15 protein-coding genes and 1 pseudogene are annotated in these 18,427 nt (G+C 72.5%); 12 read left to right on the top strand and 4 right to left on the bottom strand.

The genetic code is table 11. The features are described 5' to 3' along the window. The first annotated feature begins 16 nt into the window (after nt 1-16). Nucleotides 17-1,186 (top strand): acyl-CoA dehydrogenase family protein, encoded by a 1,170-nt coding sequence (locus AB0J12_RS26490; RefSeq protein ID WP_363266910.1) that lies wholly within the window; start codon nt 17-19, stop codon nt 1,184-1,186. 39 nt (nt 1,187-1,225) lie between these two features. On the opposite strand, the gene AB0J12_RS26485 is transcribed toward AB0J12_RS26490, so the two are convergent. Beyond that, complete coding sequence (locus AB0J12_RS26485) at nt 1,226-1,663, bottom strand: cell division protein SepF (protein WP_363266909.1); 438 nt, start codon at nt 1,661-1,663, stop codon at nt 1,226-1,228. Nucleotides 1,664-1,911: 248 nt separating this feature from the next. Between AB0J12_RS26485 and AB0J12_RS26480 the strand changes: the two genes are divergently transcribed. After that, nucleotides 1,912-3,075 carry a DUF5685 family protein gene (locus AB0J12_RS26480; protein WP_363266954.1) on the top strand — a complete coding sequence of 388 codons (1,164 nt, stop codon included), beginning with the start codon at nt 1,912-1,914 and terminating at the stop codon, nt 3,073-3,075. Between the two features lie 14 nt (nt 3,076-3,089). Here the strand turns inward: AB0J12_RS26480 and AB0J12_RS26475 are convergent, their stop codons facing one another. Then, the gene (locus tag AB0J12_RS26475) at nt 3,090-4,040 is read right to left on the bottom strand and encodes an ABC transporter substrate-binding protein (protein WP_363266908.1); all 951 of its coding nucleotides are present in this window, start codon (nt 4,038-4,040) and stop codon (nt 3,090-3,092) included. Nucleotides 4,041-4,473: 433 nt separating this feature from the next. Here AB0J12_RS26475 and AB0J12_RS26470 point away from each other — a divergent pair, with 433 nt between their 5' ends. From AB0J12_RS26470 to AB0J12_RS26440, 7 genes and pseudogenes are all read left to right on the top strand, one after another. After that, on the top strand, nt 4,474-5,331 hold the full coding sequence (locus tag AB0J12_RS26470) for an amino acid ABC transporter permease (RefSeq protein WP_363266907.1): 858 nt from the start codon (nt 4,474-4,476) through the stop codon (nt 5,329-5,331). Next, nucleotides 5,328-7,082, top strand: coding sequence for an FAD/NAD(P)-binding protein (locus tag AB0J12_RS26465; protein WP_363266906.1), 1,755 nt, complete (start codon nt 5,328-5,330; stop codon nt 7,080-7,082). The genes AB0J12_RS26470 and AB0J12_RS26465 overlap by 4 nt, the downstream gene beginning before the upstream one ends. Before the next feature lie 45 nt (nt 7,083-7,127). Further along, nucleotides 7,128-7,889 (top strand): amino acid ABC transporter ATP-binding protein, encoded by a 762-nt coding sequence (locus AB0J12_RS26460; protein WP_363266905.1) that lies wholly within the window; start codon nt 7,128-7,130, stop codon nt 7,887-7,889. Nucleotides 7,890-7,912: 23 nt separating this feature from the next. Then, the gene (locus tag AB0J12_RS26455; RefSeq protein ID WP_363266904.1) at nt 7,913-8,740 is read left to right on the top strand and encodes an FMNH2-dependent monooxygenase; all 828 of its coding nucleotides are present in this window, start codon (nt 7,913-7,915) and stop codon (nt 8,738-8,740) included. Next, nucleotides 8,737-9,537, top strand: a complete 801-nt coding sequence (locus AB0J12_RS26450; RefSeq protein WP_363266903.1) for an LLM class flavin-dependent oxidoreductase — start codon at nt 8,737-8,739, stop codon at nt 9,535-9,537. The genes AB0J12_RS26455 and AB0J12_RS26450 overlap by 4 nt, the downstream gene beginning before the upstream one ends. Before the next feature lie 4 nt (nt 9,538-9,541). Beyond that, a pseudogene (locus tag AB0J12_RS26445) lies at nt 9,542-10,410 on the top strand (DUF1684 domain-containing protein). A 237-nt stretch (nt 10,411-10,647) separates the two neighbouring features. After that, nucleotides 10,648-11,553, top strand: coding sequence for a S1 family peptidase (locus AB0J12_RS26440; RefSeq protein WP_363266902.1), 906 nt, complete (start codon nt 10,648-10,650; stop codon nt 11,551-11,553). A gap of 237 nt (nt 11,554-11,790) precedes the next feature. Here the strand turns inward: AB0J12_RS26440 and AB0J12_RS26435 are convergent, their stop codons facing one another. After that, nucleotides 11,791-12,852, bottom strand: a complete 1,062-nt coding sequence (locus AB0J12_RS26435; RefSeq protein WP_363266901.1) for a DUF3533 domain-containing protein — start codon at nt 12,850-12,852, stop codon at nt 11,791-11,793. 123 nt (nt 12,853-12,975) lie between these two features. Between AB0J12_RS26435 and AB0J12_RS26430 the strand changes: the two genes are divergently transcribed. Both AB0J12_RS26430 and AB0J12_RS26425 read left to right on the top strand, forming a co-directional pair. After that, complete coding sequence (locus AB0J12_RS26430; RefSeq protein WP_363266900.1) at nt 12,976-16,410, top strand: DNA polymerase III subunit alpha; 3,435 nt, start codon at nt 12,976-12,978, stop codon at nt 16,408-16,410. Beyond that, nucleotides 16,407-17,375, top strand: a complete 969-nt coding sequence (locus AB0J12_RS26425; RefSeq protein ID WP_363266899.1) for a hypothetical protein — start codon at nt 16,407-16,409, stop codon at nt 17,373-17,375. Before AB0J12_RS26430 ends, AB0J12_RS26425 begins: the two co-directional genes overlap by 4 nt. 33 nt (nt 17,376-17,408) lie before the next feature. On the opposite strand, the gene AB0J12_RS26420 is transcribed toward AB0J12_RS26425, so the two are convergent. After that, a complete protein-coding gene (locus AB0J12_RS26420) occupies nt 17,409-17,783 on the bottom strand; it encodes a cupin domain-containing protein (protein WP_363266898.1) in 375 nt (124 codons plus the stop codon). Between the two features lie 84 nt (nt 17,784-17,867). Here AB0J12_RS26420 and AB0J12_RS26415 point away from each other — a divergent pair, with 84 nt between their 5' ends. Beyond that, nucleotides 17,868-18,314: a MarR family winged helix-turn-helix transcriptional regulator gene (locus AB0J12_RS26415; RefSeq protein WP_363266897.1), complete on the top strand. Its 447-nt coding sequence runs from the start codon at nt 17,868-17,870 to the stop codon at nt 18,312-18,314. Nucleotides 18,315-18,427 lie beyond the last annotated feature (113 nt).

Here is an 18,427-nt window from a genome sequence, read left to right as displayed (position 1 = left end):
CGCCGGAGGATGTGCCATGTCCTTTGACCCCACCGATCCCCTGGGGATCGACGACCTTCTTCAACCCGAGGATCTGGCCATCAGGGACACCGTCCGCAGCTGGGCGGCGGACCGCGTGCTGCCCCACATCGCCGAGTGGTACGAGAAGGGGGAGCTGCCCGGCATCCGCGAGCTGGCGAGGGAACTCGGCGGGATCGGCGCGCTCGGCATGTCCCTGGAGGGCTACGGCTGCGCCGGCGCCTCCGCGGTGCAGTACGGCCTCGCCTGCCTGGAACTGGAGGCCGCCGACTCCGGCATCCGGTCCCTGGTCTCGGTGCAGGGCTCGCTCGCTATGTACGCCATCCACCGCTTCGGCAGCGAGGAGCAGAAGCAGACCTGGCTGCCGCGCATGGCCGCCGGTGAGGTCATCGGCTGCTTCGGGCTGACCGAGCCCGACCACGGCTCCGACCCCGCCTCCATGCGGACGCACGCCAAGCGCGACGGCACGGACTGGGTGCTCAACGGCCGCAAGATGTGGATCACCAACGGCTCCGTCGCCGGTGTGGCCGTCGTATGGGCGCAGACCGAGGACGGCATCCGCGGGTTCGTCGTGCCCACCGGAACCCCCGGCTTCTCCGCCCCCGAGATCAAGCACAAGTGGTCGCTGCGGGCGAGCGTCACCAGCGAGCTGGTGCTGGACGACGTACGGCTGCCGGCCGACGCGGTGCTGCCGGAGGTCACCGGGCTGCGCGGACCGCTGAGCTGTCTGTCCCACGCCCGTTACGGGATCGTCTGGGGGGCCATGGGCGCGGCCCGGTCCTCGTTCGAGGCCGCACTGGAGTACGCGAAGACGCGCGAGCAGTTCGGCCGGCCCATCGGCGGCTTCCAGCTCACGCAGGCCAAGCTCGCCGACATGGCGGTCGAGCTGCACAAGGGGATTCTGCTCGCCCATCACCTCGGGCGGCGCATGGACGCCGGCCGCCTGCGTCCCGAGCAGGTCAGCTTCGGCAAGCTCAACAACGTACGGGAAGCGATCGAGATCTGCCGTACCGCGCGCACCATCCTCGGCGCGAACGGGATCTCGCTGGAGTACCCCGTGATGCGGCACGCGACCAACCTGGAGTCGGTGCTCACCTATGAGGGCACCGTCGAGATGCACCAGCTGGTGCTGGGCAAGGCGCTCACCGGACTCGACGCGTTCCGGTGACGGACCCCGAGCAGGGCGGGGCCGGTGAGCGGCCCCGCCTCAGCTCTGGTTGAAGAAACCGTCCGAACGGTGTGCGGCCGGCTCGCCGCAGATGATCTCCGTGTCGGCCGGGGACAGCAGGAACACGCGCGTGGAGATCCGGTCGATCGAGCCGCGCAGCCCGAAGATGAGCCCCGCCGCGAAGTCCACCACGCGCTTGGCGTCGGTGGGCTCCATGGCCGTGAGGTTCATGATGACCGGGACTCCCTCACGGAACAGCTCGCCGATCGCGCGGGCGTCCCGGAAGCTGTCCGGGGTCACCGTGCCGATCCGGCGGCCCTTGTCCTCGGCCGTGTCCGTTGCCACCTTCACCCGGGGGTCGGTGACCCAGGCGTCCCCGGACTCGGTCCCCTCGGTGTAGTCGTCGTCGTAGTAGCGCTCGTCATCGTTGTCGTCGACGAGGCCGAGCCACGCACTCGCCTTGCGCACCGATCCCATGGACGCCTCCTCTCACAGCGGCCTTGTCTTGCCTTCCGCATTCCCCATGGTCGTCCATGATGCGGATGTCGCGCCAAGTGGATAGACGCCGTGCGGGGGGTTTGTGACGGTACTGGTGCACAGCCGATCCGTCGAGAGCCCGTGTTTCCCAAGGGGCGCGCCCCAAACGGCTGCTGACTGTGAGTGAAATATGATTCTCCCCGGCGTCCGGGTGACGGGCGGGGCGTATGGGTGAACGGGGGCGCGTGGTGTTCGGAATCGTCAGGCCCTGCAGGCATCGGCTCGGTGAGGCCCTGGGTGTCCAGTGGACGGCCCATCTGTGCGGGCTGTGTCTCGCGCTGCGCAAGGACCACGGACAGTTCGCCCGCATCGTGACGAACTATGACGGGCTGCTCATATCGGTTCTGACGGAGGCTCAGGCCGGGAAGATCCCAGGTGGATGGCGTACGGCAGGACCGTGTCCGCTGCGCGGCATGCGGACCGCCTCCGTCGCTCAGGGTGAGGGTGCGCGGCTGGCCGCCGCCGTGTCGCTGGTCCTCGCCGCCGCCAAGGTGCACGACCATGTCGCCGACCGTGACGGGCTGCTGGCCCGGCGGCCCGTGGCGCTCGCCGCCCGCCGGGTCGCCGCAGGGTGGGCGCGGGCCGGGGAACGCGGCGGCGCCGCCGTCGGTTTCGACACCGCCGTCCTCGTCGACGCCGTCGACCGGCAGACCGGCCTGGAAGTGCTGGCCGGTCCGGGCACACCGATCCTGGCCGTCACCGAACCCACCGAGACGGCCACCGCGGCCGCCTTCGCGCACACGGCCGTGCTGGCCGGCCGCCCGGGCAACGCCGCACCGCTCGCCGAGGCCGGCCGGCTCTTCGGACGGCTCGCCCACCTGCTGGACGCGGTCGAGGACCAGGACGCCGACGCGCAGTCGGGCGCCTGGAACCCGCTGACGGTCACCGGCACCTCCCTCGCCGATGCCCGCCGGCTCGCCGACGACGCCGTGCACGGCATCCGGCTCGCGCTGCGCGATGTGGAGTTCAGCGACGCCGCTCTCGCGCACCGGCTGCTCGTGCATGAGCTGCGCGCCTCCGTCGACCGCGCCTTCGGCACCGCCGGCTGCACCCACGCCCCGCAGGCCGCGGGGCCGTACGCGCCCCCCGGCGGCCCGGGCGCACCGTTGCCGCCCGGGCCGCCGCGCCGCGACCGGCGCGGACTGCTCGCGGGCTGCGCGGTGTGGATGGGGCTGGCCTGCACGTGCCAGATGTGCTGCGGAACGTTCGAGGATCCCTGGAGCCGGGAGCGCAGGGACGGGCTGTGCTCGCAGTGCGACTGCAGCGACTGCGGGGATTGCAGCGGCTGCTGTGACTGCTGCAACTGCTGCGGGGACGGGTGCGACTGCTGTGACTGCGGGTGTGACTGCTGAGGGTTGCCGGACCGTCAGTTCCTCAGCTCGGGCGGCGAGATCTGTGACGCCTTGATCGCCGAGCCCGTCGTCCCCCACTTCTTCAGGATCGCCTCGTACGTGCCGTCCGCGATCAATTTGTCGACCGCCGCCCGGAAGGCGGGCGCCAGCTTCGTGCCCTTCTTGAAGGCGAAGCCGACGTCGAGACGGTGGTACTCGCCGAGGAACTTCAGTCCGCTCTGGTGGGCGACGTCGTAGCGCAGGCCATTGATGGTGGACATCACGGCATCGCTGCGGCCCTGCTGCACCGACGACCACAGCGCGCTGTCCTCGCTGTAGGTCTGCACCCGGTAGGGCTTCTTGCCGGCCTCGGTGCACCGCTGCTCGTTCTTCTCGAGCGTGGCCTCGAACGTCGTGCCCGCGCCGGTCGCGACGTTCAGGCCGCACAGCTGCGTCAGATCGGTGATCTTCGGCAGGTCGCTGTCCTTGCGGGCGGCGAAGCCCTGCCCGTCGTTGATGTAGGTGACGAAGTCGATGGTCCTGCGGCGCTCGTCGGTGACGCCGAAGTTGCTCGCGCCGACGTCGTACTTGCCGCTGTCCAGCGCGGGCAGGATCGCCTCGAACCCGGCCTGCTCGACCTTCAGTTCGAGGCCCAGCACGCGGGCGACGGCCCGGGTGAAGTCGACGTCCTGGCCGGTCAGCGTCTTGCCATCGTCCAGGAAGGCGGTGCCGGGCGGTCTGCCGCTGACGCTGAAGGCCACCGTGAGCCGGGTGACGCCCGCGGGCAGCAGCTTCGCCACGGCCGGATCCTCGGTGACACCGGAGACGACATCCGTGGTGGGGAGCGTGTCGGCCGCCGCAGCCGCGCCGGCCGCGTTCGCCGAGCCGGCGGAGCCGGAACCGCACGCGCTGAGGAGCAGAGCGGCCGAGGTGATCAGGGTGAACGGGGCGAAATGCCTCAAGCGGGTACGCGTGGACGTACGCATGGTGTGCGGTCTCCTGTGAGCAGCAGAAGGGGCGTGAAAAGACGCGAGGGGAGGGGTGCGCGTGTGAAGGCATGCGGAAAGAGACGCGGAGAGAAACGCGGGGAGAAACGCGAAAGAGCGCCCGCCGGATCAGGGCAGCGGGACGCGCAGGGGGTCAGCTCAACAGGAAGAGGACCACACGCGACCGAAGTCGATGTGGGAGCGCGAGACCAGCCACTGCGGATGCATGGGCCAAGTGGAACAGCTCTCCGGTTGTGCGTCAACCGACTTGAGACGTACGGCTCATACTCTGGACATCCTTGACAGCGAGGGGAAACAGCCCCGTACAGTCGTGCGACGGCCCTGCTGAGGGGCTCGGCCGTACCGCGCCGCTCGGCGCGTCCCGTGTGAAGGCACCACCCGTGTTCGACCTTTCTGGTCACGGAGCCTTCGCATGTCTTCTGACACCCTCGCCAAACTGCCCGCGGCCCCCGGCATACCGGAAGCGGCCGCCATCCCCCGGATCGTCCCCCGGCGCCGCTACGGCCAGTGGGCGGCCGCTGTCGTCGTCCTGGTCCTGCTCGCCCTCGCGCTCACCTCCGTCGCCCGCAACGACGCCTTCCAATGGGGCGTCGTCGCCGAGTACTTCACCACCGCGTCCGTGCTGCGCGGACTGTGGCTCACCCTGTGGCTGACCGCCGCCGTGATGGTGCTCGGGTTCGCGCTCGGCACCCTGCTCGCCGCCGCCCGGCTGTCCGCCAACCCCGTGCTGCGCGCGGTGAGCTGGGGATACGTCTGGCTGTTCCGGTCCATCCCGATCCTGGTGCAGCTGCTGCTGTGGTTCAACATCGGGGCGCTCTACCCGCAGATCCTCGGCGTGCGGACGGTCGACCTGCTCAGCCCGGTCGCCGTCGCGGTCATCGGCCTGACCCTGCACGAGGCCGCGTACGCCGCCGAGGTGGTGCGCGGCGGCATCCTCGCCGTCGACCGCGGCCAGATCGAGGCCGCCCAGGCGCTCGGCCTGAGCCGCCGGCGCCGCTGGTGGCGGATCGTACTGCCGCAGGCGATGCGCTCCATCGTGCCGCCGGCCGGGAACATGCTGATCGGCACCCTCAAAGGCACCTCCATCGTCAGCGTCATCGCCGTCAACGACCTGCTGTTCTCGGCGCAGTTGATCTACCACCGCACCTACCAGGTGATCCCGCTGCTGATGGTCGCCACCCTCTGGTACACCGTCGTCACCTCGCTCCTCGGCGTCGGCCAGACCTTCGTCGAGAAGCGTTACGCGCGCGGAACGGAGCCGCGGCGATGAGGCCCGCCCTGGTCGTCGTCGGCGCCGGTCCGCGGGGGACCGGTGTCGTCGAACGGATCGCCGCCAACGCCCCCGAGCTGTACGCCGGTTCGGGCCTCGACATCCACCTCGTCGACCCGTACCCGCCGGGCGCCGGACGCGTCTGGCGCACCGCGCAGTCGCCCCTGCTGTGGATGAACTCGCACGCCGCGGACATCACCATGTTCACCGACGACACCGTCGACATGGCCGGCCCGGTCCGCCCCGGCCCCACCCTGCACGAGTGGGCCGGCCTCGACGGCCGCACCTTCGCCGGCCGGCGGCTGCAGGGGGCCTACCTGAGCTGGGTGCACCAGCAGGCCCTGGCCGCGCTGCCCCCCGAGATCACCGTCCACCACCACCGCCGCCGCGCCCTGCGCGTCAGCGGCCCCCGCGAGGGCCGCCAGCAGGTGTGGCTCGAGGGCCGCCCCCGGCCCCTCCTCGCCGACCTGGTGGTGCTCACCGTCGGCCATCTCGACGCCGAACCCGACGACGAACAGCGCGCGTTGACCGCCTACGCCCGCCGGCACGGCCTGGTGCACCTGCCGCCGGACTACACCGCCGACAGCGACCTGTCCGCGCTCGCGCCCGGCGAGAGGGTCCTGGTGCGCGGCTTCGGGCTCGCCTTCTTCGACCTGATGGTGCTGCTCACCGAGGGCCGCGGCGGCCGCTACGACGGCGACACCTACGTCCCGTCCGGGCGCGAGCCGGTGCTGTACGTCGGGTCGCGGCGCGGAGTGCCGTACCACGCGAAGATCGGCTACGACCTCACCGGCGTGCGGCCGCCGCTGCCGCGCTTCCTCGGGCCCGCGCAGATCGACGAGCTGCGGGCCCGGCCGGGCGGCCACGACTTCCGGCGCGACATATGGCCCCTGGTGGCGAAGGAACTCGGATTCGCGCACTACCACCGCCTGTTCACCGCCCATCCCGAGCGCACCGCCGTGTCCTGGGCCGTCTTCGAGGAGAAGTACGCCGCGGCCGGCGGCGCCGACCTGGACGCCCTCGTCGCCGCGGCCGTGCCCGACGTACGCGACCGGCTCGACCTCACCGCCCTCGACCGGCCGCTGGACGGTGTGCGGTACGCCTCGCACGAGGCCCTCCAGGAAGGACTGCGGGCGTCCGTGGAGGAGGACCTCCGGCGCCGGCACGACCCGGCGCACAGCCCGGACCTGGCCGTCTTCTACGCCCTGCTCTCGGTGTACGGGCAGCTCGTGCGGCTCGGCGACGTCGGGCCCTGGTGGCACGGCTTCTTCAGCTACCTGGCCTCCGGCCCGCCGGGGCCGCGGCTGCGGCAGTTGCTCGCGCTGTCCCGCGCCGGGATCGTCCGGTTCGTCGGCGCCGACATGACGGTGGCCGCCGAGGACGGGGTGTTCCGCGCGTCCAGCCCCACCGTGCCCGGACTGCGGATCGAGGCGCGGGCCCTGGTCGAGGCACGGCTGCCCGCACCGACCGTCGGCCGCAGCCGCGATCCGCTGCTGCGCGAACTGCACGCCGACGGGGCCGCCGAGACCCCGGACGGGCTGCTGCGCGTCGACCCCGCCGACGGGCGGATCCTCGACCGCGCCGGGCGGCCCCACCCGCGCCGCTTCGCGCTCGGCCCCCACACCGACGCCCGCTCCTCCGGCGCGTTCACCCGGCCCCGCACGGGCGGGCCGGCGTTCCGGCAGAACGACGCCACCACACGCTCCGCGCTGGCCTTCCTGCGGTCCCTCGCCGAGTGCGCGGCCGCCTGACCCCTTTCCGGTCCTTCCGACTTTTCCGACACCGAAGGAACCCCCATGAGCGTCATGGTCGACATCCAGTCCGTCCACAAGAGCTTCGGCCCGCTGAAGGTGCTCGACGGCATCGACCTGCAGGTGCGCACCGGCGAGGTCACCGTCGTTCTCGGCCCCTCCGGCTCCGGCAAGTCCACACTGCTGCGCACCATCAACCACCTGGAGAAGGTCGACCGGGGCGCGATCAGCGTCGACGGCGCGCTGGTCGGCTACCGCCGCTCCGGCGACCGGCTGCACGAGCTGCCCGAGCGCGAGATCCTCAAACAGCGCACCCGGATCGGCTTCGTCTTCCAGAACTTCAACCTCTTCCCGCACCTGACCGTCCTGGAGAACGTCACCGAGGCGCCGGTCGCCGCCCTCAGGCGCCCCCGGCAGGAGGCCGAGGAGACGGCCCGCCGGCTGCTCGACCGGGTCGGGCTCGCCGACAAGGCCGACGCCTACCCCCGCCGGCTCTCCGGCGGCCAGCAGCAGCGCGTCGCCATCGCCCGCGCCCTCGCCCTGGAGCCGCGGCTGCTGCTGTTCGACGAGCCGACCTCCGCCCTCGACCCCGAGCTGGTCGGCGAGGTCCTCGACGTCATCAAGGACCTGGCCCACCAGGGCACCACGATGATCGTCGTCACCCACGAGATCGGCTTCGCCCGCGAGGTCGCCGACACCGTCGTCTTCATGGCCGACGGCCGCATCGTCGAGCAGGGCCCGCCCGGTGAGGTGCTGGACGCCCCACGGCACGAGCGCACGCGGGCGTTCCTGTCGAAGGTGCTGTGAGGCGGGTGCGGGGGAGTTCCGGCATGGGCGCTCTTGTGCACCTCGGCGCCGCGATCGACCAGCCGGGGGTGTACGACGCCGGTGCCTACGCCGAGCTGGCGCGCCTCGCCGAACGCGGCGGGCTGGACTTCGTGAGCGTGGACGGCGGCTTCGCCGGACCCGGCCTCGACACGGCGGGCGTGCTGGCCCGTCTGGCCCCCGAGACCGGCCGGATCGGCCTGGTACCGGCGCTGACCGTCCCGGGCCGCGAGGCGGACGCCGTCACGGTCCTCGACTGGGTCAGCGGAGGACGGGCCGGTCTGCTCGCCGCCGACGCGGTCCTCGGGGGTCGTGCGGCGGGGCATCCCGTGGTACTCGTCGACGCCACCGACCGGCCGGCCCGGGTCGCGGCCGCCCGGTACGCCGACGTGGCCCTGGTGCGGGCGGTGAGCGCGGCGCAGGCCGCCGAGCTGCGCGGTCAACTGGCCGCGCTCGCCACGGAACACGGCCGTGATCCACGCGACCTGAGAGTGCTGGCGAGCCTGCGGATCGATCTCGGCGACGGTGAGCGCGCCGCCGAGCCCGGCCACGGGGGCGGTGGACCCCGGCCCACCGCACAGGGCCCGCTGTACCGCGGCGGGCCGGTCGACCTCGCCGAGCTGATCGCCGTATGGCATGCGGAAGGGGCCGTCGACGGCTTCCACTTCGTGCCCGTCGAGCCGCGCCGGGATCTGGAGCGGCTGGTCAACGGCACGGTGGCGGTGCTGCAGCACCGGGGGCTGTTCCGCACGTTCTATCCGGGCGCGACGCTGCGCGAGCACCTCGGGCTCGCGCGGCCGGTGGCCGTCAGTTACGCCGGGAGCGTGGGATGAGCCGGCGGCTGCATCTGGCGGTGCGGGTGGACGGTGCCGGCGGCCCCGGGGGGTTTCCCGCGCTGGCGCGGCCGGCGCGGACCGCCGAGCGGGGGCTGTTCGACTTCGTCCTGGTGAGGGGCCGGCGTTCGCCGGTGCCTGAGCCGGTGACCCTGCTCGACGCGCTCGCGGCCGTCACCGCGCACACGGGGCTGGCCGCGACCGTTGACGTGTCCGGTGTCGAGCCCTTCCAGCTGGTCCGCCGCCTCGCCACCCTGGACGGGCTCAGCGGAGGACGGGCCGGCTGGCACCCCGTGTTCGGCGGGACGTCGTACGTGGACACGGTGCGGGAGGTGTCGGAGACGGACTTCGCGGTGCCGTCCTCCCCGCAGGGGCGGCCCGTCCTGATCGTGACGGGGGAGTGCGAGGAACAGCGGGAATGCGCCGCCGCCCGCGCCGACGTGCTCGTCACGTCCTACGGCCCGGTGGAGGCCGGGCGCGCCGTGTACGCCGACGTCAAGCGACGGTTGGCGCGGTACGGGCGGAGGGCGGGGGAGCTGAGGATCCTCGCCGACGCCGGGCCGGCCGGGGGCGTGTTCGACGGTACGGCCACGGGGGCGCGGCGATCGGCCGCCGAACTGGAGGCGTTCGTGCGGGAGGGCGCCGCCGACGGGTTCCTGCTCGGGAGCGGCGGCCTCGAGGAGTTCGTGGACCGGGTCGTGCCGCTGCTGCAGGAGCGCGGCGCGTTCCGTACGGCATACGAGGGCGCGACGCTGCGCTCGCATCTGGGGCTCGGCGCCCCGGCGGGAAAGGGATGAGGACATGACGGATCAAGTGCCGCCGGTCGCGGTGGATCAGGTGTCACCGGTCGCGGTGGACGAGTGGAAGCGGTGGCACGAGCGCCGTGTCGAGGCGGTGTCGGGCCCCTACGGGCCGCCGGCGCTCGTCGGCACCCTCCCCCAGTGCCTGAACGGCCTGGGGGCACCCCCTGGCTGGAAGACCATCCGGAGGGGCGACTTCCGGACATCCCCGGGCGCTGGGCCGTGCGGGACGGCGGGGTCGTGGTCACCGCCGGCGCCGGGGACGGGCTGACGCTGGACGGGGAGCAGTTCAGCGGAAAGGCGCGGCTCGGTGCCGACGTGGGGGCGGTCGCGGGCGCGCGGGTCGGGCACGGCGAGCGGCGGCTGGTGGTGCTGGTGCGGGAAGAGGCCTGGGGAGTGCGGGACTTCGACCCCGGTGCCGAGGCGCGCCGGCGGTTCCGCGGCATCGACGCCACGCCCCACGATCGGCGCTTCGTCGTACCGGCGCGCTTCACGGCGTACGGCGAGAGCCGCACCGTGCGGGTCGAGAACGCCGACGGATGTGAGCGGGGGCTCGGGTTGGGAGGTGAGCTGGCCTTCGCCCTCGACGGGCGGGAACTGACGCTGAGGGTGTCGGTGCGGGACGACGGGACGCTGTGGTCGGTGTTCGCCGACGCCACCAGCGGGGTGAGCAGCTTCCGCTTCCGGTTCCTGTATGCGGCGGCGCCCGACGCGCAGGGGCGGACCGTCGTGGACTTCAACCGGGCCCAGCTGCCGCCGTGCGCCTTCGCGGACCACTTCCTCTGCCCGTTCCCGCCGCCGGGGAACACGCTCGGGGTCGAGGTGGGGGCGGGGGAGCGGAACGTGGCGCGCGGTCCGAACCCGGCCTGACCGCCGGGCGGTTGAGCCTGGTTCGACTCCCGGGGGAGCCGGTCGTCGGGTAAAGGTGGTTCAAAACGCGACGGCCGAAAGGCACTCTTGCGCCAACCGGCCGTTCGGCCGAATACTCCCCCTCAGCGCTTGTCAGGGGCATGTGAAAGCCCGGTATCCCGGGCGTCCTGGCCCTGGCTGCGCCTCACGGGCCCCGACCCCACGCGGGCCCCCGACTTCCCATGGAGGGAACGACACGTGAGGATCAAGCGCACCACCCGCAGCGGCCTGCCGAGACGGACCCGGCTGATCGCCGTCTCCACCGGACTCGTGGCCGCCGCCGCGATCGCGATCCCCAGCGCGAACGCGTCCGACGCCCCGACCACCTTCAGCGCCGCGCAGCTGACCAAGGCGAGCGACTCGGTGCTGAAGGCCGACATCCCGGGCACCGCCTGGGCCGTCGACAGCAAGAGCGGCCGCGTGGTCGTCACCGCCGACAGCACGGTGACGCAGGCCGAGATAGCCAAGATCAAGGAGCAGGCCGGCGCCAACTCCGGCGCGCTCACCATCAAGCGCACCCCGGGCAAGTTCAACAAGCTGATCTCCGGCGGCGACGCCATCTACGCGAGCAGCTGGCGATGCTCGCTGGGCTTCAACGTCCAGGACTCCAGCGGCAACTACTACTTCCTGACCGCCGGTCACTGCACCGACGGCGCGGGCACCTGGTGGTCGAACTCCTCCCACTCGACCACGCTCGGCTCCACCGCCGGTTCGTCGTTCCCCGGCAACGACTACGGCATCGTGCGCTACACGAACTCCTCGGTGACCAAGTCGGGCGCCGTGGGCAGCGTGGACATCAAGAGCGCGGCCACGCCGTCGGTCGGCACGACCGTCTACCGGCGCGGTTCGACCACCGGCACGCACAGCGGGCGGGTCACCGCGCTCAACGCGACCGTCAACTACGGCGGCGGCGACGTCGTCTACGGCCTCATCCAGACCACGGTCTGCGCGGAGCCCGGTGACTCCGGCGGGCCGCTGTACTCCACCGGTGGGGTGGCGTACGGGCTGACCTCCGGGGGCAGCGGTGACTGCACCTCCGGTGGGACGACGTTCTTCCAGCCGGTGACCGAGGCGCTCAGTGCGTATGGAGTGCACGTGTACTGAGGCGCTCGCGCTTGCGTGAATGTGTGAAGTGCTGGCCCCCGTGCGTGGTTGCGCGCGGGGGCCTGCGGCGCTTCGGCAGTTTTTCGTCTGCGAGTTCGCTGTGGCTGGTCGCGCCGTTCCCCGCGCCCCTTTTGTGCCTGCGGCGGCCCCTTGCGGTGCGTGGTGGGCTGGTGTCGCGCCCGCGGTTCGTTGTGGGCCGGGACCGGGTGGTGGGTGCGGCAACGCCGTGGTGCGCGGTCAGACGCCGGGTGCCTTCGTCGGGTGTCCTTGGCGTACTCGGGAAGCGACGAGTGTGATCACGATGCCGGCCAGCGCCCACGCGCCCAGGGTCAGGAGGGCCGTGGTCATGTCGTTGGAGTTGAAGTACGCGATCGAGCGGGCCGCCCATGTGCCGGCGCCCGGTGGTAGGGCGGGGCCGATCGCCTGCCAGAACGGGGGCAGGAGCGGCAGCGGGAACGCGCCGCCCGCGCTCGGGTTGCCGGCGATCACCACCAGCAGGATCGCCAGGCCGATGCCGACGATGCCGAAGAGCCCCTGGAGGGCGAGCGTCGCGGCGCCCACCGTGAAGGTGATCAGGGCGCCGAGGCCCCACAGGGCCGGCACGCCGCCGGGCAGGGCGTCCAGGATCGGGCCGACGATGATCGCGCCGCCGAGGCCGCCGACGACGGCGACCAGGGCCAGGGCGCCCAGGCGGATCACCGCGCGGCGCGGGTTCGCGGGGCGGGCGCCGGTGCTGATGGCGAGGATCGAGGCGCACAGGTAGCCGCCGACGCACCAGCCGACGACCAGGTAGAAGGACGTCAGACCGTTGAAGTCCGTGCGGGATGCCGGGGCCACGTCGACCGTGCGGATCGCGCGCTGCTGTGACGCTTCCAGGGCCGTCGTCAGGTTCTCCAGCACCGTGGCGAGGACCCTGCCGCCGCCGGAGGCGACCAGGAGGGTGTCGGTGCGGCCGGCCGGGTCGATCACTAGGGCGCCGTCGATGTCCCGGTTCTCGATCTGGTGGCGGGCTGTCGCCGCGTCGGGCAGTGCCCGGGGGTCCAGGGGGGAACCGGGGAGGTGGTCGAGGCGGGTCACCGCCTGGCCGGCCACCGCGCGGGGTGCGACCACGCCGAAGGGGATGTCCCTGGGCTTGGGGTTGTGCAGGGCGCCCACATAGGAGGCGATGAAGAGGAGCTGGAGGGCGAGCACGGCGATCACCAACAGGGTGGCCCGGGGAGTGACGGCGTCCTTCACCTCGCTGAGAAAGGAGGTTCCGGAGGGGCTACGCGGTGTGTCGGCGTCGGTGGTCTGCGTCATGGTTCCACCGTTTCGGTGAGGCGGTGTTTGTGCAGGTGGGACGCGGCTGAACGGATGTCGTACAAGTGTTCGGGGATGGGGGTATGGTGGTGCTGTTGGGAACTGATGTTCGAGGAGGTGTGTGTGCCGGGCTTTGCGCATCTGCACACCGTCTCCGGGTTCTCCCTGCGGTACGGGGCCTCGCACCCGGAGCGCCTGGCCGAGCGCGCCTCCGAACGGGGCATGGACACCCTCGCGCTCACCGACCGTGACACCGTCGCCGGGACCGTGCGCTTCGCCAAGGCCTGCGCCAAGGCAGGGGTCCGTCCGCTGTTCGGGGCGGATCTCGCCGTGCGGGTGCGCGAGGGCGGCCCCGGGGAGGGCAGGCGCCGTACTCCCGTCCGGGGCGGGGCGTTCGTGGACGAGTCGGCTCCCCGGGTCACCTTTCTCGCCGGGGACGGGGCCCGTGGGTGGGCCGACCTGTGCCGGATCGTCACGGCGGCGCACGCGGGGGAGGCCGACACACCGCTGCTGAGCTGGGACGACAACCAGGGGGACGGGCTCGTCGTGCTGCTCGGGCCCGACTCCGATGTGGGGCGGGCGCTCGCCGCGGGGCGGCCGGACCGGGCCGCGCGGCTGCTGGGGTCCTGGCGTGAGGTCTACGGGGACGCGCTGCGGCTGGAGGCCGTCTGGCACGGGCGGGAGGGGACGGGCCCCGGGTCGCTGCGGCTCGCCGCGCGCACGGTCGGGTTCGCCGCGGAACAGGGCGTGCGGCCCGTGCTCAGCAACGCCGTCCGGTACGCCGATCCGGGGATGGGCCCGGTCGCCGACGTGCTGGACGCCGCGCGGCGGCTGGTGCCCATCGCCGGGGAGCTGGATTCCGGTGAGGCCTGGCTGAAGGGCGCGGGGGAGATGCTGGGGGTCGCCGAGCGGGTGGTCGAGGCCGCCGGCTACCGGCGGGACACCGCTCATCGGCTGCTGGAGCAGACCCTGGCCACCGCCGCCGAGTGCCGGGTCGATCCCGAGGACGATCTGGGCATCGGGACGGTGCGGTTCCCCGAGGCCCACCTGGTGGGTGCCGGGCGGCGCACTGCCCAGCGGGCGCTCGCCTCGCGGGCCGTTGCGGGCATGCTGCGGATGGGGTATGCGGGGCGGTCCGCGTACTGGGAGCGGATGCACGACGAGCTGGACATCATCGCTCATCACGGTTTCGCCTCCTACTTCCTGACGGTCGCTCAGGTCGTGGACGACGTACGGCGGATGGGGATCCGTGTGGCCGCACGCGGGTCGGGCGCGGGGTCCCTCGTCAACCATCTGCTGGGGATCGCCCATGCCGATCCGGTCGAGCACCGGCTGCTGATGGAACGCTTCCTGTCCAAGGAGCGGGTCGTCCTGCCCGACATCGACATCGACGTGGAGTCCGCGCGCCGGCTGGAGGTCTACCGCGCGATCATCGACCGGTTCGGCACCGAGCGGGTCGCCACGGTCGCCATGCCCGAGACGTACCGGGTGCGGCACGCGATCCGGGACGTGGGGGCCGCGCTGTCCATGGACCCCGCCGAGATCGACCGGATCGCCAAGTCCTTTCCGCACATCCGGGCACGGGACGCCCGGGCGGCCCTCGGCGAGCTGCCCGAGCTGCGCTCGCTCGCGGCGGAGCGGGAGAAGTACGGCAAGCTGTGGGAGCTGGTCGAGGCGCTGGACGCTCTGCCGCGCGGGGTGGCCATGCACCCGTGCGGGGTGCTGCTGTCCGACGCCTCCCTGCTCGCGCGTACGCCGGTGATGCCCACCAGCGGCGAGGGCTTCCCGATGTCGCAGTTCGACAAGGACGACGTGGAGGAGCTCGGGCTGCTCAAGCTGGATGTGCTCGGGGTGCGGATGCAGTCGGCGATGGCGCACGCGGTCGCCGAGGTCGCGCGGGTGAGCGGGGAGAGGGTCGACCTCGACGCGGCGCCGGAGGGCGACCCGGCCACGTATCAGCTCATCCGGTCCACCGAGACCCTGGGGTGCTTCCAGATCGAGTCGCCGGGGCAGCGGGATCTGGTGGGGCGGCTGCAGCCCTCCACGTTCCAGGATCTGGTGGTCGACATCTCGCTGTTCCGGCCCGGTCCCGTCGCCGCCGACATGGTGCGGCCGTTCATCGAGGCCCGGCACGGGCGCGCGCCGGTGCGTTATCCGCATCCCGACCTGGAAGGGCCGTTGAAGGAGACGTACGGGGTCGTCGTCTTCCACGAGCAGATCATCGACATCGTCGACATCATGACCCGGTGCGGGCGCGGTGAGGCCGACCGGGTGCGGCGCGGGCTGTCCGACCCGGAGTCACAGGGGCGGATCAAGGTGTGGTTCGCGCAGCGTGCGGCGCAGAACGGGTACGACGCCGAGACCATCCGGCGCACCTGGGAGATCGTCGAGGCCTTCGGGTCGTACGGCTTCTGCAAGGCGCACGCCGTCGCCTTCGCGGTGCCCACCTATCAGTCGGCCTGGCTGAAGGCGCATCACCCGGCCGCCTTCTACGCCGGGCTGCTCACCCACGACCCGGGCATGTACCCCAAGCGGCTGCTGCTGGCGGACGCGCGGCGGCGCGGGGTGCCGATCCTGCCGTTGGATGTGAACGCGTCCGGGGCCGCCCATCGAATCGAACTGGTGTCCGATCAAAGGTCCGAGATGTGGGGGCTGCGGCTGGCCCTGTCCGATGTGCACGGCATCAGCGAGGCCGAGGCGGCGCGGATCGCCGACGGACAGCCGTACGCCTCGCTGGTGGACTTCTGGGAGCGGGCCCGGCCCAGCCGGCCGATCGCCCAGCGGCTCGCCCAGGTCGGCGCGCTGGACGCCTTCGGCGCCAACCGGCGTGATCTGCAACTGCATCTGACCGAGCTGCACCGGTCGGCCCGGGGCGCCGGCGGGGCCCAACTGCCCCTCGCCGGAGGGCGGAAGACCGCCGCAGCGGGCCTGCCCGACCTGTCCGACGCCGAGCGGCTCAGCGCCGAACTGGGCGTGCTGTCGATGGACGCCTCACGCAATCTGATGGACGACCACCGGGAGTTCCTCAAGGAGCTGGGCGTGGTATCGGCGCGGCGGCTGCGCGAGGCGCGGCACGGGGAGACCGTACTCGTCGCGGGCGCCAAGGCGGCCACCCAGACGCCGCCGATCCGGTCCGGCAAACGGGTCATCTTCTCCACGCTGGACGACGGCACGGGCCTGGTCGACCTCGCCTTCTTCGACGACTCGCACGACGCCTGCGCCCACACCGTCTTCCACTCCTGGCTGCTGCTGGTGCGGGGCGTGGTGCAGCGGCGCGGGCCGCGCAGCCTGAGTGTGGTGGGGTCCGCCGCCTGGAACCTCGCCGAACTCGTCGAACTGCGCGCCGAGGGCGGTCTCGAGGAGGTCGCGGCCCGGCTGGCGGCACCGGCGGCCGAGGGCGACGAGAGCGCTGATCCGACGGGTGGGCGGCGCATCAGGCTGTCCACCGGCTACGAGATGCATCCGTGGGCCGACCTGCGGCCCGCGGGGCAGGAGGCCTCACAAGGGCCCTCTGCCGTACGGAAGTTGTGGCACCAGAGTCCGGGGAGTGCGGGATGACCATCCTCTGCGTACGTTTCCAGCTGCCGCCGATGTGCGAGGCGGCCCTGCCGGGGCTGCTCGCGTTGCTGGAGGAGTTCACCCCGGTCGTCGAGGCGCTGCCGCCGGACGGGGCGCTCGCCGATCTGCGGGGCGCCGAGCGGTACTTCGGGCGCAGCGCCGTGGAGCTGGCCGCGGTGATCCGGGTGCGCGCCCTCGCCCGGTACGGCGTCGACTGCATGATCGGTGCCGGGCCGGGCCCGATGCTCGCCCGCATGGCGCTGCGCGAGGCCCGGCCCGGGGTGACGTGCGCGGTCTCCGGGGCGCAGGCCCCGGACTTCCTCACCGGCCGGCCCGTCGCCGCGCTGCCCGGCGTGGGCGCGGCGACCGCACGCACCCTGTGCGAGTACGGCCTGGACACCCTCGGCCGGGTCGCCGCCGCGCCGCTGTCCACCCTCCAGCGGCTGCTCGGCGCGAAGGCCGGGCGCGAGCTGCACGAGAAGGCGAACGGCGTCGACCGCGGCCGCGTGGTGCCCAACGCGGTGTCCCGGTCGCTGGCGACGGAACGCGCCTTCGACCGCGACGAACTGGACCCCGGCATGCACCGCCGCGCCCTGCTGTCGGCCGCCGACGAGATCGGTGCCCGGCTGCGGGCCGTGGAGAAGGTGTGCCGCACCCTGACCCTGACCGTCCGCTACGCCGACCGGTCGGCGACCACCCGCACCCGCACCCTGCCGGAGTCCACCGCGCACTCGCCGGCGCTGACCCGGACGGCGTACGGCCTGTACGAGGCGCTGGGGCTGCAACGCGCCCGGGTGCGGGCGATCGTCCTGCGCGCGGAGGGACTCGGGCCGGCCGAAGCGGCCTCCCATCAGCTCACCTTCGACCCCGTGGACGACCGGGTCCGCCGCATCGAGGAGGTCGCGGACCGCGCGCGAGCGAGGTTCGGACCACGGGCGGTGATGCCGGGGGCGCTGGCCGCCTAGCCTCGGTCCGGGGGGTGTTCGGTCCGGGGGCGTTCAGTTCGCCCACGGCGGCGTGATGCGGGTGCCGTCGGCCAGTTCGGCTTCCAGGCCGATCGAGGTGGTGACCCAGGAGATCGCCGTGTGGTCGGTCGGGTTCTCGACGGCCAGGGTCGCGCCCGGGTTGACGATCACCGTGTCGCCCGCCGTGATGCGGTCGGTGCGGCCGTCGAGGGTGATCAGCAGTTCGCCGACGAGGAGATGGAAGATCTCCTCCCGGTTGACGGTGTGTGCCGGTGCCCTGGTGCCGGCGGGGATCTCGCCGCGCCAGGCGCACAACTCCTTGCTGCCGGTCAGCGGGGTGGCGTAGGAGACGAAGCGGGCGCCGTGGATCTCATGGGTGCGGGCGTGCGACGAGCGGACGACGGGCATGGGTACTCCGTTTCAAGTGGTCAAGCTGCTTGACTATATAGTCAAGGAACTTGACCACTTTGGCAATGGTGTTTCAATGCCTCCGTGCAGAACTCCGACGCCCTCGCCCTGACCGCCACCCTGCTCGCTGCCGCCGGCGACCTCACGCAGCGCATTCATGACGGCGTCGTGGCCCGCGGTTTCGGCGACGTGCGGCCCGCCCACGGGTTCGCCTTCGCGCGGCTCGCCCCGGGTGGGGCGACGGTCACCGATCTGGCCGCGCACCTGGGGGTCACCAAGCAGGCGGCGAGCCAGCTGGTGGACGAGATCGTGCGCAAGGGGTACGCCGAGCGGCGGCCGCATCCGGGCGACGCGCGGGCCCGGCTGATCGTGCTCACCGAGCGTGGGTGGGCCTGCACCCGGGCGGCGGAGGAGGCCGCGGCGGAGGCCGTGCGGGCCTGGGCCGACGTGCTGGGCGAGTCCGAGGTGCGGCTGCTGGCCCAGCGGTTGGGGCGGCTCCCCGTCGAAGGGCCCATCCGGCCCGCTTGGTGAGGTCCTGTCAGACGCCGTAGCGGGAGCTCTATCAGGAGATCGACGTCGTCGCGGCTATCAGTGGAAGTTTTTACCGACGCGTAACTTCACACTTCAGCTACTCGTTCGTAACT

This window comes from Streptomyces sp. NPDC049915, assembly GCF_040656475.1.
Classification (GTDB): domain Bacteria; phylum Actinomycetota; class Actinomycetes; order Streptomycetales; family Streptomycetaceae; genus Streptomyces.
This window is presented reverse-complemented; position numbering and strand designations above follow the sequence as displayed.